This window comes from Bradyrhizobium sp. sGM-13, assembly GCF_018398875.1.
In the GTDB taxonomy this organism is placed as follows: domain Bacteria; phylum Pseudomonadota; class Alphaproteobacteria; order Rhizobiales; family Xanthobacteraceae; genus Bradyrhizobium.
On sequence record NZ_JAGWDK010000071.1, the window covers coordinates 1 to 12,312 of the forward strand.

Consider the following 12,312-nt stretch of genomic DNA (forward strand, 5'->3'; position numbering starts at 1 on the left):
GCTGTCGGTAACGAGCTGAACCCTTGTGCCAGCAACCGCAATCAGACAAGAGGTTGCACATCGAAGGCTGCCGCGAAGTCGTTCTTTCGCTAATCTCTATTACTATGCAGGTCCCTTAGCTTTCGCATGTAGTAGCCCTGCCTCTGGAGCGCGGAGCTGATCTCGTCGCTGACTTTTGTGACCCTCTTTTTGCTTTTACGCCATTTTCCCTGCGCCGCAGCGGGCGGCATTGGATATCCCGTCTTCACAACGAGCAGATCACGTTTGGTGTTCAAATACACGTCCATATGCCTCTCTCCCAAAGCGATGAACTTATCGCTTGCGAGCAAAATAATGGGTTACCAAAGTGCAACACCGAGCCCTATTGTGCGCTCGCGATTTACCACCAGCAAGTGCGCACGGCAGAGGCGCGCGGATTAACGACTATTCTAATACCTCACTCGAGCGCGACGCCTTCAGGATCATTCACCTCGAACCACTTTTCCGCGGCATCCACATTTGCGAATAACTTGACATGGTCTTTGTCTCCGATCTGCTTGCTCGTGTTAACGAAAACTGTCATTGGTCTCTCTTCAGCTTGCGTCGGCTGCGCCAAAGCCGAAGCTATCTGGTCAGGTGCGCCAACATGGCCTCACAGGCCGTCTCGGCTTCGGCGAACGTCTTGAAGGGTGACCCGCCCACCCTGATCGCAGGCTTGTTAATATGGATAGGGCGCCAAGAAGCTACAAAGCCGGGCTTGCCGTGAAGTCCAGGCCCCTCTCTACTCTCGTTACTGATTACGAACGAAAAGCCGCGTTCGCTCGCGCTCCATATCTCTAACTCCTCTGTTGCAGGACCAACGCGGCTGAAATGCAGGGCCATTTCACCCTCAAAGGTGGTGGTAAGTCTGACGTGACTCGACGCTTTTCCGTTTCCACGGTTCCAACTTATCTTGCAACTTTCCCGGCGGCGGCTGGCTGGCTTGACCAAGTGGAAGTGCCACGGAGCCGAAATCGTCCCTAGCGCTCGTGGATTGCGTGTCCGGCGCCGTAGCGCTGTAATCGCTGGCCATGAGCACGACGCTGGATGCGGTTCATCCGCAAATAATGCGGTTCATCCGCAAATATAGATTGCTAACTTACCAACCTATTGACGCGCGCCAGATCCTCCAGTGCGTTGCAGAAATCAAAATCGGCTCATCGGCCCACGCATTGTTTGACCGCGCGCCATCAAGCCTCCAGATCGTCCCAATAGGAGGAGGCGATCAGCTCCGCGGCGATGACTTCGACCGGATCAATAAGCGCGGCAAGTTGGATTGGTCGGGACGTTGGTGATGGACGAGCTTATAGCCCTCTGCCATGGGCGCATGACGTGCTTTGCAATGCGCAGCCGCTCGGTACAAGGCATGACCCGCTGCGCACTATCGCGGCCGTAGGAACAGACATGAAAGCCGCGAGTTGATGGCTGAATGGCAGAAGTCGATCCTACAGGGCTATGAGAAACATCGTGAACGAGACCGGTGAGATCGTCGCCAAGGCAACGCATGACGGCACGTTGGTCGGCGGGCACTATCGCAAGTTGAAGCCTAAGGCGGCTAGAAGGGGACAATAATCGCAAGATGTGAAACGGTGCACATTTGGTGCGAGCGGATTGGACTAAGACTATTGCGGAAAGTCGTGGTGCGTATATCCCTGTTTTCTAGGGAGCTTGCCATGAACAAACTGTTCTTGATCGCACGAGTCGCAGCTGCATTCGAAATGGCAAATGCAATGGCGAGGAAGCTTCCCATTTGCATTCGCCCGGAATTGCCGGAACCAAAGAGCAATGTCGCACTCTGATGGTTCGCTCTTAGAGGGGGAAACCGATGAGGGCACATGTAGATCAGCAATTAGGTCGGGTGCGACATGGATTGCCCGAGCTGCGGCAGAGTCAACCGAGAGGGTAACAAGGTCTGCGGCGACTGCGGCGCGCCGCTATTCTTGCGCTGCCCTGCGTGCGGAGCCGACAATCCGTCGGGTAAATGGTTCTGCGGCGACTGCGGCGCAGCCCTCATGCCGACGGGAGCCGCGCGAGTATCGGCAGCGGCTCAAGCGTCGAGGTCCACTGTGGTGCGGGTCACGGAGCCCCCTACCTTGTCATCCGCCCCAAGTTCGTACGCCGAGCGCCGTCAACTCACAGTGATGTTCTGCGACCTCGTCGGCTCGACTGCGCTTGCGACAAAACTCGACCCCGAAGATCTACGAGAGATCATCGCCGAATACCGCGATAGCGTGGCGGCCATCGTCCGCAAGTACGGTGGCACCATCAGCCGCTACATCGGCGATGGTATGTTGATCCTGTTCGGGCATCCATCAGCGCGCGAGGACGATCCCGAGAGCGCGGTGCGCGCCGCGCTTGAGATTGCCGCGGCCCGGCACGCGCCGGGCGCCCGAGCGGATCTCGAGCTGCGGGTTCGCCTTGGGCTCGCGACCGGACTCGTTATCGTGGGGGACCTCATCGGCAGTGAGGCCGCCGAGCCGCAGGCCGTGCTTGGCGAAACGCCGAACCTGGCCGCCCGACTGCAAGCGCTCGCCGAGCCCGACGGGGTGGTAATCGCCGAGGACACGCGGCGGCTCATCGGCGGGCTCTTTGATTACGAGGATCTCGGCGCGGTAGCGCTGAAGGGCTTTGCCACCCCGGTGCGCGCCTGGCGGGTGCTGCGCGAGGGAAAGGCGGAAAGCCGCTTCGAGGCATTCCACGCGGCAACGCTCACGCCGTTGGTTGGGCGCGAGGAGGAGCTCGAAGTGCTGGTGCAGCAATGGCAGCGTGCCAGGACGGGCATTGGCCAGGTAGTGTTGCTGGTGGGGGAGCCGGGGATTGGCAAATCGCGCCTCGTCGCGGCGCTCCAGGAGCGCATTGCGGGCGAGCCGCACACGCGCTTGCGGTATTTCTGCTCGCCGCATCATCAGGACAGCGCGCTGTATCCCTTCATTGCTCAGCTGCAGCGCACCGTCGATTTCGAGCGTGACGACACGCCGGAGCACCGGCTCGACAAACTGCAAGCGGTGCTATCCCCGGCATTGCCGCCCGACGAGGACATCGCAATCCTCGCCGAGCTGCTATCGATCCCGACCGGCAAGCGATTTCCGCCGATTGCCCTTACGCCACAGCGAAAGAAAGAGAAGACCTTCGATGCCCTATTTCGGCAGCTTGAGGGTCTGGCCCGGCGACACCCAATCATGATGGTCTTCGAGGACGCGCAATGGATCGATCCGAGCTCGCGCGAGTTGCTGGACCGGACCATCGATCGGGAGACGGCACTGCCGGTGCTGTCACTGATCACCTTCCGCCCCGAGTTTCAGTCCGGATGGACCGGAAAGTCGCATGTCAGCACGTTGGTTCTGAACCGTCTTGATCATACGGCGGGCGCCGCGCTGATCCGGAGCATGACTGGCGACCGGGGACTGCCGCCCGAGCTCGTCACTGAAATCGCTGAGCGAACGGACGGTGTGCCGCTGTTCGTCGAGGAACTGACCAAGGCTGTGCTCGAAGCGGGTGCTGCCGGGGTCGAGCGCGCCGTCTCCGCTGCGCCGCTCCCCGGGCTCGCGGTCCCGCCCACCTTGTACGCTTCGCTAATGGCGAGGCTTGACCGTATTGGCCCGATCGCCAAGGAGGTCGCGCAACTCGGCTCGGCCATCGGCCGGGAGTTCTCCTACGATCTGCTTGCCGCCGCCGCGCGCCGGAGCGAGAGCGAGCTCCGATCGGCGCTAGAGCGGCTGATAGGTACCGGGTTGGTGTTTCGGAGCAGTGAACCACCCGAGGCCAATTTCCTCTTTAAACACGCATTGGTGCAGGACGCGGCATACAGCACGCTGCTGCGCGGCCAGCGTCGTGATTTGCACGCCCGTATCGCTGGCGCACTGGAGGGGAAGCTCGCAACAGCGGCCGAAGCGCAGCCCGAGATCCTCGCGCACCATTTCGAAAATGCCGGTCTGATCGAGAAGGCGGTTTCCTATTGGCAGGAGGCCGGCGAACGCTCCAAGGCGCGCTCAGCCACCGCAGAAGCGATCAGACAGATGCGGAAGGCGCTCAATCTGCTGTCCCATCTACCAAACGCTGCCGAGAGCCAGCGTACCGAGCTCCAACTTCAACTCGCAATAGGCGGCGCGCTGATCGCCGCGAAGGGCCATGCGGCCGAAGAGACCGGAAAGTCCTACGCGCGGGCGCGTCGTCTCTGCGAGTTGCTGAACGACACGCCGAGTCTGCTCAAGGCGTTGTGGGGCGAATTCGTTCATCACCACGTGCGCGCCGAGACGAAGCTATCGCATCGCGCCGCCGAAGAACTGCTCGAGTTGGCCGGACGACAAAACGACAGGGCCGCGCTAGTGGCCGGTCATCGGGCGGTTGGCGATAGCTGGCTGCATCGCGGAGAGTTGCGCTTGGCGCGCGCGCATCTTGAGCAGGGGCTTGCACTTTACGATCCCACGCAGCATCGGTCTCTGACGGTTCTGTTCGCCGAGAACGGTCGGGTGGCGATGCTCTCCTTCCTGTCGCTGACGCTCGGGCTTTTGGGCTTCGTCGATCAAGCCCGGGCGCGGAGCAGGGAAGCCCTGGCAGAGGCGCGCGAGCTGTCGCACCCCATCAGCCTCGCATTCGCGTTAAGCGTCGCCTGCCGGCTGCATTTCGTACTCGATGATCCACGGACCGTGCGCCTGCTCGCGGATGAGCTGATTGCGCTTACCACCGAGCAGGGCTTTGCCTTCTTTCTCGCGATGGGTACGGCGTATCGCGGCTGGACCCTGGTCGATGCCGGCGAATCGGAGGCCGGGATGGATCTGCTGCGGCTCGGGATCAAGGGATTCCAAGCGTCCGGCGCGGCGTGGACCCTTCCGTTCTACCTCGCGCAGCTTGCCACGGCGCACGTGAAGACGGGAACGCCCGAAGACGGGCTCGGCCGGCTATCTGAGGCTTTGTCTTTAACCGAGAAATCGGGCGTGCGGTGGTTCGAGGCCGAACTGCGATGTCGCCGAGGCCAGCTGTTGCGGACAATTCGCCAAGACGCTGAGGCGGAGGCGGAGGCCGACTTTCGCCACGCCATCGCGATCGCACGCCAGCAGGAGGCGAAGCTCTGGGAACTCCGGTCCGCCATCAGCCTCGCCCGCCTCTGGCGCGACCAGGACAAGCGCGATGAAGCACGCAGTCTCCTCGCGCAGGTCTACGGTTGGTTCACCGAGGGCTTCGACACACCCGACTTGAAGAAAGCGGAGGCCTTACTCGACGAATTAAGTGCGTAGAAGTCCGTGTAATCATTGCCGGCCCAGATTCTGACTGCCTTGAAGCACACTGGGCGATGTCCACTTTTTGCGGAGGAGCGGACCCTGCTTGCGGAGGACGACTTCCGAGTTTGGCTGCAAAGCGGACACCCCTTGTCGTCCTGCCTCTAACTGGCTGGAGCTAGCCTAAATTGGCCCATGATGGATTGGAACGAGAGATCAATCTTTTCAACTAGTTGGAAGGCAGCGTGTGCACGACGCGTGCACCGAGAGATCAAAGAAAGTCTAAAGGCAACCCACGTGATCAGCCCGAACTAAACGCCCTGCAGTCCTCTGCTGGCTGATGTTTCGGGACGGAGGAGTAGTTCCTCGGGCAAGCCGAATTGCGCCGTGTGCTGAGGACTCAACTCGCGGAATGAGTGGTTATGCACGCAGGCCGTGAAATGCCGAGAGTTGTTCTGCTGTCCGGGACATTGTGATCTCTTGGCATGGAAATGGAGGCGTCCTTGACCACGGCGATCGGATCCGCAGATAAGCGTTTTCGACAAACCGATCGAGCGCATCAAGAAAACCTGCGACCTCATGGGGATCGTCGGTGACTTTGAGCGGAAGCTTCCCGAACTCGAGACTTACCTTGAGGGCTTGGTTGCAGAAGGCGAAACTGATGAGGAGCGCTTGACCGTGAGCGACCTTTGCTTCCTGAAGGGGAATTGTGGTCGACAATTGTCCTCGCCTAGGGAAGTGTCGCGGAATAGTCGGCGAGGCCATGCATCGGATCATTGCGTGCGGTCATCTTGCTTGACAGATGCAGCCGCTTTGACGTTGATCGGCCAGCTTGCGGAAGCGCGACTCGGACGCGAAGCGGATCCACGAGGGGTGTCCGGCGTTGAGCTGTCATGAAGAAAGAGTACGCAAACGGCGAAACAGGGCGACGGCGTCGCTGAACGCCATCTGCCGCGGCCCCCGGCCAGATCCAGTGCGAGACGCGAGGGCGCGCCCGGCTTCAGAAGGAAGACAACGGTTTCGACGACATCGTCCAGATGCACCGGTTGAATCGGTGCCGTGGCAGGCATGACCGGCAGAACCGGTAGTGACGCAAGTCCCCGCAACAGGGCGCTGCCGCCATAGGCCGCGCTGCCAACCACGACGGAAGGCCGCAGCACGACCCAATCGAGGTCGCGTGACATCAAAGCGGCTTTGCCCTCCTGCTTGGTACGCGAAAAGTCGATCGGTGCTTCGCGATTGGTGCCGATTGCCGAGAAGAGGATCACACGGCGGACGCCCTCACTTTCGCCAGCGGCGTAAAGCGCGGCGCTGCCGACAATATGGACGCCCCGCAGGTCCTGTTCCTGCAGCGCACCCGCCGCATTAAATGACGGCAGCTCCTGCAAGAACGGGCTTCCAGCTGGAAGCGTCGCCCGCCTGTGCAACGTCGAGTGCAACGTGATGCGCTTCCGGCGTTCCCGTTGGATGGCGCGACACCGATACGCAGTCATGCCCCTCGGCTGAAAGCCGGGCTTGGATCGCCGATCCAATAAGGCCCGGGCCGCTGATGATCAGGATGCGCATCGGACTAGTCCTTCACCGCCGTTCCCGGTAACGCAAGCCGCGGATCAGCTCCTCCAGGTACGGCAGGACCTCGAAGAGCGCGGTCAGCGCCAGCATCGTGAAAATATAAGATAGAGGTAGCGGCACCTGTTTCAGCCTGAGTGCAAAGTCCGGCGTGCCAACACCGAACAATGCCGCGAATGCCGGCCAGTGAAGCGCAATGACGAGCAGCAAACCCGTCAAGGGAAGCATTTCGAGAACGCTATGAATGTGCTGCTCGGTCGGCGAAACCTCGCGCATGGCCGATGCGTAGCGGACATCCCAGATGGCAGTGGCTTCGTGAAGAACCAGGAACACCATCATCGCCAGAATCACGCCCGAGGTAATTTCAAGGAAAAGCGCGGCAAGTACCGGAACGGCCATCTCGGCAAACTGGGCGAGATGCAGAACAGACTCCTGCCAGCCGCTCGTTTTCTCGATGTGGCCGGCGCGATGACAGAGATAATCGGCAAACCCGGCGGCCGGCCAAAGCGGCAGCACGAAATACATCAACATTCCCCTCAGGACTTCGTCCGCCCCCATGTCAAATCTCCTAGTGCAATCCCTGGCGGATAAATCGGCGTCCTGACAAAGGTTCCTCTTTCGGAACTTGCTGCGAGGCGCTGGAAGCAAGCCGGCTTCGGAGGCTTACCTTCGTCGCTGCGTGACCGACTTCGAGGCTGAGACAAACCAAGGGAGTGATCGCTGTGCATATCAGCTCGGACGTAGCGGGTATTGCTAACGGACGAGGGCCCGGATGAATAAACCCTGGCCATTGTTGGGTTGGGCCCTCGTGACGGGCACCATAGCCAGTATCGTTTCAACGGCCGCGCTTGCCGCCTTGGCGAAAGCGAAAGGGAAGCGCGCCGTGCAACCTGCGAATTCCACTAGTCACTGCCTCCAAGGTGAAAGTGCAGGCAGTTTCGATAAGATCGATCTGGGCACACGGGGACAGGCCTCACTACTCACCACGCATCAGCCCTGTTCTGGGCGCTGGCTTTTGAGGCACGGTTGGCGTCTCATCCGCCTCGGTCATCAATCGAACTATTGCGCGACGCCGCTGCGATGTCGGCAATTGCGCCAGTCGTGGATTACGGAGCAACCCCAAAGCGTCTGACACCGGGCTGGAGTTGACCTATCCAAGAAATCGATGGTCGGGGCATTTGCGAGCTTGGCCGCCGGTCTCGCCGCGGGCGCGCCCTCGTATCACGACGATACTTTGTGCCCGAGGTCGGAAACCTCCGTACAAGACGCGTCAATGTGTGGTCCCGACGTCTCTCTGCGATCAGACTCAGCGCAAGACGGCTGCCGCGACTATCACAAAGAGGACGACGGCAAAGGCCATGATGAGCCAAGGCATATCTTTGCGCTCGCGCGGCGTCATTGTCTGATTTTCCAGGCCATTTTGGTGCTCGCGTCCCAGTGTTGGCGAGAAGCCGTGATGGTCGGACGAAAACCACTGCCGGCGCCAGTTCCGGCCCCTGTACTTGCGAATCCCGCAAGGCCTGAGAACGCCACGTCAGAAATGGCAGCGAGGTAGACTTGCTTCATAGGCCTTCCCCTTGGTGGCCAAGCGAATTGCCTTGGCGAACGTCAATGCTCGCCTTTGAGCTGCGTTCCTGGCATCCGCGTCAGCGGCCCCGCCGCGAGCGAATTTAGGAACTAACCGACGGCGCTGCCGTTCGGCTATCATCATCCCAACCGTCGAGGCCTCCTATGTATCACCACGTCAAGAAGCTGATGTTCACTGTTCGCGTTGACGAGCCCGATCCGCGCTTTGGCAACATGCTGCTCGAACAATTCGGCGGCGCTAATGGCGAACTGGCGGCTGCAATGCAGTATTCGATACAGGGGCTCAATTGCGAGGATCCGGACCGCAAGGACCTGCTAATGGACATCCGGCACCGAGGAGTTGAGCCACCTCGAAGTAGTCGGCTGTCTGGCGCGCATGCATCTCAAGCCTTCCAAGTTCGATCGTCAGGCCGCCGAAGCCGATCCGCTGATCGCAATCGCCGGCGGAGGCGGCATCAACCTGTTCAATTCGCAAGGCAATCCCTGGACGGCCGATTACCTCAAAATAACCGGCGAGCTCGACGTCGACCTCCGGAGCAACATCGCCGCCGAGGCGCGAGCAAAGATCGTCTATGAACGCCTGATCAACTTCTGCGACGACGCAGGCACCAAGGACGCCCTCCAGTTCCTGATGACCCGGGAAATCACCCACATGAAAGCGTTCTCGCTTGCGCTCGAAAGCATGAACAAGCCGGCGCTTAGCATCGGCCGCGTCGCGCCGACGCCAGGACTGGTTGATCAGTTCTTCAACGATTCCACCGGAACCGGAGAACACGGCGAAATCGATACCCGTGGCCCCTGGAACGAGGGTGACGGCTGGGTCTTCATGGAATCTCCTGCCATTCAGGCCGGCGAACCTGGCGCGGCCACTGGAATTGTCACGGAAAGCACGGCGCCGGTCGACGAGACCGGCCTGAACGAACTGCTGATCGAAGAACTCCGTGACATTCTGCATGCGGAGAAACAGCTTACCAAGGCATTGCCGAAGATGGCGCAGGCGGCGCGCTTCGATCAGCTCCGCGAGCTTTTCGAGCAGCATCTGGTCGAGACCGAAAACCAGGTCGAGCGCATCAATGAGTGCTTCGAACTGCTTGGCAAGACTCCCCGCGCCAAGCCGTGCAAGGGCATGATGGGTCTCGTCGAGGAAGGTCAGGAGATCATGGCCGAGGGCGAGGAGAAGGAGGACGCCGGTGCGGACCTTGCGCTGATCGGTGCCGCGCAACGCGTGGAACATTACGAGATGGCGAGCTATACGACGGCGAAGAGCCTGGCTCAGCAATTGCGCAACAGCGCAGTTGTCGCCTTGTTATCGAAGTCGCTGGCCGAGGAAGAAAACGCCGACCAGCTCCTCAATCAGGTAGCCCGCTCGCTGATGTCGGTGGCAAAGATGCCTGCTGCGACCGAGCAGGCTGAGTAACTGCGCATTGCAAAGTATCTCCCGGTATCCGTTGCCAGCGCAACGGATACTGAGCGCGATGAGCAGCGCGCAGCGTCGCCGTTCAAACGGAGCGTCCACTACGAGCGTGCATCGCTGTGCGCTTAATTGGGAACGGTGCTACCGTCACCGTTTTGGCCGGTATGGATGCTGATGAAAAGCGCTCGTGGTTGAGGGATTTCGCTATTTGCGCGGGCCGGACCGGGTTTCAAGACGGCCGATAACAAGGAAAGCCTGATGACGGATAGTCTGACCAAGAGGGGCAAGCCGGACCGCAGCAAAATCAATATGAGCGTGCACCATGAGGTGCATTATTGGACAAAGCACCTGAAGGTCTCGAAGGAAGAACTACAGAAAACCGTCGACAAGGTCGGAAATTCAGCTGCCGCTGTCCGCAAGGAATTGGCGGGGTGACTGAAGGCGTGCGGTATGCTCGCGATTTTTGGAGCGAGGCCCGCACGCTTTTCAAGCGAACCGAGCAACCGACCGGACTGAAGCGCTTTTGTAAGAACGTCGTATCGACCGGTACAGGCTTCACGGTTGTGCCGGACGTGATGACGATGCTAATGTGCGGGTGTGGGCGCGGGTATATTTCGGCGAGCTCGGCACCAGCATTGCACCTGCGCGGTGATGAGCGCCTACTGTTCGGTAGAACTAGTGCCGCTGACGCCCATTGGCAACTCGCGATCGTTGAACGCAGAACTACACCCGCCGTCCCGTAAGCTCCGACTGGAGGCGCAGCGACCTGTGACGCCAGCCGGCGTTTTGCCGTATCAGCATCGTCGAATGCCCGAGCCCGGGTCCGCCAAGTCATAGCATGTTCGAATTCGTTCCGGCGGCCAGTGGGCTGGCGGAGGAGCGATGATGCCGCTTTGGGAACAACAACCGCGGCAGCAGTGTTTTAACGAGCATCTAAATCAGGAGGATGCCAGGGATATACAATGGACGACCTATTCCTGCACAGCTTGCAAGATATTTATTACGCAGAGCAGCAGATCACGAAGGCATTGCCGAAGATGATCGACAAGGCGACCAACCGCGGTCTCGCGGCGGGTCTGAAGACTGGAGGAGACCAACAAGCAGATCGAGCGGCTGGACAAGGTGCTTTTGAAGCTCGAGAAGCAGCCGAGCGGTATCCAGTGCCCGGCCATCGATGGTCTGATCAAGGAAGCCGATGAGGTGACCGGCGAAGTGGCAGACAAGGCCGTGCTTGATGCCGCGATCGTTGCCAGTGCGCAAGCCGTCGAACATTTCGAGATCTGCCGCTACGTCACGCTGATTGCCTGGGCCGAGAAGCTCGGTCATGACCGAAGTGGTGCGCTTGCTGACCACCAACCTCAACGAGGAAAAGGCGGCCAACACGAAGCTCAATACCATCTGCGCTTCGAAAGGGTGTCAACGCCAAGGCGTCGCACGCCGCCTGATCCAATACCGGCTACCAAGACTCGAGAATCAGGCTCCAGCGAGAACGGGGTCTTGGCAGCGCCTAGCCTGTGAGGACGGCTTTTAAAGGGCTTTCCGCCGGTAACGGCGATCGTCGCACCGGATAAATAGCTCGAAAGCTGATCGGCCAGCGTGACATAAGCCGTGGCCAACTCGACGGGCTGACCGGGGCGCTTCATCGGGACCTGCTTGCCGAAATTCTTTACAGATTCATCAGGCAAGGTCGAGGGAAGGAGCGGCGTCCATATCGGCCCCGGGGCGAGCGCATTAGCGCGAATACCTTCTCGGCCAGCATCTGCGCCAGCGCCTTGCGTCAGCATCATGGCGCCCGCGGCAGGTCGCTCCCACAGCGGCGCGATCGCCTCACATCCGATTCGGACCTCGGCACAGTCCTGAGCGATTTCCGCTTGCCCCCTCCGAAAGACTTGGCCTTACGCGAACGTCAGGTCCGCAAAGTGCCATGAAGGCGACCTACAGCATGCGGGCGGTTGTGGTGCAAAGCGGCCGTGTATTCCATATGCCCGCTGCGCGCGAGACCGACCAACGGTGCCTTCCTCAGATGTTGAGATTTGGTGCCAAGGACAGGATCACCACGGCCGCGCGAGATTGATTTTGCTAGGCCGTCCGGTGATTTCTAGTACAACTTGATTTCACCAAAATCTGAGCGCTAAGGATGCGTTACGACGCGGTCCTTTGGAAAAGAAAGGTCTATTGTCAGGCCCGCTGGGTTCCAATCCCACGCGATCACGCCCCCGAATTGGCTCTGCACCGTCGCACGGGCGAGTAGCGTACCAAAGCCCTCTACCTCTGCTTGACGACCGACCGGTGGTCCTCCGCGTTCCGTCCAGGTTACCGTAAATTGGTCACTGTTTTCGGAGCACGCGATATTGATGGAGCCACTTTGGGTCGAAAGTGCCCCGTACTTTGCGGCATTGGTTGCAAACTCGTGCAATAGCAGCGCAAAGCCAGTCACCCCATCGCCCGTGATCGGAATGTCGGGTCCACTGATCGCGACACGCGCCCCGCTTTTGTCGGTGCCGCCGT

Annotated in this window: 8 protein-coding genes and 5 pseudogenes; 7 read left to right on the forward strand and 6 right to left on the reverse strand. The window is 60.1% G+C overall.

The genetic code is table 11. The features are described 5' to 3' along the window. Nucleotides 1-436: 436 nt before the first annotated feature. Nucleotides 437-562 (reverse strand): hypothetical protein, encoded by a 126-nt coding sequence (locus KJQ96_RS41590; protein WP_256441731.1) that lies wholly within the window; start codon nucleotides 560-562, stop codon nucleotides 437-439. 487 nt (nucleotides 563-1,049) lie between these two features. Here KJQ96_RS41590 and KJQ96_RS36775 point away from each other — a divergent pair, with 487 nt between their 5' ends. The 4 genes and pseudogenes from KJQ96_RS36775 (at nucleotide 1,050) to KJQ96_RS36780 (ending at nucleotide 5,252) form a co-directional block, all read left to right on the forward strand. After that, nucleotides 1,050-1,313, forward strand: coding sequence for a hypothetical protein (locus KJQ96_RS36775; RefSeq protein WP_213290975.1), 264 nt, complete (start codon nucleotides 1,050-1,052; stop codon nucleotides 1,311-1,313). A gap of 378 nt (nucleotides 1,314-1,691) precedes the next feature. Next, entirely contained in the window at nucleotides 1,692-1,817 is a 126-nt protein-coding gene (locus KJQ96_RS41595; RefSeq protein ID WP_256441732.1) for a hypothetical protein, read from the forward strand. A gap of 66 nt (nucleotides 1,818-1,883) precedes the next feature. Beyond that, nucleotides 1,884-2,009 (forward strand): annotated as a pseudogene (locus KJQ96_RS42425) (zinc ribbon domain-containing protein); the annotation flags it as partial. 102 nt (nucleotides 2,010-2,111) lie between these two features. Further along, nucleotides 2,112-5,252, forward strand: a complete 3,141-nt coding sequence (locus KJQ96_RS36780) for an AAA family ATPase (protein ID WP_249734987.1) — start codon at nucleotides 2,112-2,114, stop codon at nucleotides 5,250-5,252. A 755-nt stretch (nucleotides 5,253-6,007) separates the two neighbouring features. On the opposite strand, the gene KJQ96_RS36785 is transcribed toward KJQ96_RS36780, so the two are convergent. From KJQ96_RS36785 to KJQ96_RS36795, 3 genes are read right to left on the reverse strand one after another with little or no spacing between them, the layout of a single operon-like run. Continuing rightward, nucleotides 6,008-6,622, reverse strand: a complete 615-nt coding sequence (locus KJQ96_RS36785; RefSeq protein ID WP_213290977.1) for a hypothetical protein — start codon at nucleotides 6,620-6,622, stop codon at nucleotides 6,008-6,010. Beyond that, complete coding sequence (locus KJQ96_RS36790; RefSeq protein ID WP_213290978.1) at nucleotides 6,600-6,800, reverse strand: hypothetical protein; 201 nt, start codon at nucleotides 6,798-6,800, stop codon at nucleotides 6,600-6,602. Before KJQ96_RS36790 ends, KJQ96_RS36785 begins: the two co-directional genes overlap by 23 nt. 12 nt (nucleotides 6,801-6,812) lie before the next feature. Then, nucleotides 6,813-7,361 carry a diguanylate cyclase gene (locus KJQ96_RS36795; RefSeq protein ID WP_249734989.1) on the reverse strand — a complete coding sequence of 183 codons (549 nt, stop codon included), beginning with the start codon at nucleotides 7,359-7,361 and terminating at the stop codon, nucleotides 6,813-6,815. A gap of 1,173 nt (nucleotides 7,362-8,534) precedes the next feature. On the opposite strand from KJQ96_RS36795, the pseudogene KJQ96_RS36800 reads away from it, so the two are divergent. The 3 genes and pseudogenes from KJQ96_RS36800 to KJQ96_RS36810 all read left to right on the forward strand — a co-directional run bounded on the left by KJQ96_RS36800 (nucleotide 8,535) and on the right by KJQ96_RS36810 (nucleotide 11,249). Then, nucleotides 8,535-9,807: pseudogene (locus KJQ96_RS36800) on the forward strand (DUF892 family protein). Nucleotides 9,808-10,062: 255 nt separating this feature from the next. Then, entirely contained in the window at nucleotides 10,063-10,239 is a 177-nt protein-coding gene (locus tag KJQ96_RS36805; RefSeq protein ID WP_213290979.1) for a DUF3606 domain-containing protein, read from the forward strand. Nucleotides 10,240-10,766: 527 nt separating this feature from the next. Further along, nucleotides 10,767-11,249 (forward strand): annotated as a pseudogene (locus tag KJQ96_RS36810) (ferritin-like domain-containing protein). 87 nt (nucleotides 11,250-11,336) lie between these two features. On the opposite strand, the pseudogene KJQ96_RS36815 reads toward KJQ96_RS36810, so the two are convergent. Both KJQ96_RS36815 and KJQ96_RS36820 read right to left on the reverse strand, forming a co-directional pair. Then, nucleotides 11,337-11,572: pseudogene (locus KJQ96_RS36815) on the reverse strand (SDR family oxidoreductase); the annotation flags it as partial. Nucleotides 11,573-11,935: 363 nt separating this feature from the next. Next, nucleotides 11,936-12,312: pseudogene (locus KJQ96_RS36820) on the reverse strand (histidine kinase); the annotation flags it as partial.

Coding starts and splice junctions, on each gene's coding strand:
- KJQ96_RS41590 (WP_256441731.1), bottom strand. CDS start 562: ATGACAGTTTTCGTTAACACGAGCAAGCAGATCGGAGACAAAGACCAT.
- KJQ96_RS36775 (WP_213290975.1), top strand. CDS start 1,050: ATGAGCACGACGCTGGATGCGGTTCATCCGCAAATAATGCGGTTCATC.
- KJQ96_RS41595 (WP_256441732.1), top strand. CDS start 1,692: ATGAACAAACTGTTCTTGATCGCACGAGTCGCAGCTGCATTCGAAATG.
- KJQ96_RS36790 (WP_213290978.1), bottom strand. CDS start 6,800: ATGCGCATCCTGATCATCAGCGGCCCGGGCCTTATTGGATCGGCGATC.
- KJQ96_RS36795 (WP_249734989.1), bottom strand. CDS start 7,361: ATGGGGGCGGACGAAGTCCTGAGGGGAATGTTGATGTATTTCGTGCTG.
- KJQ96_RS36805 (WP_213290979.1), top strand. CDS start 10,063: ATGACGGATAGTCTGACCAAGAGGGGCAAGCCGGACCGCAGCAAAATC.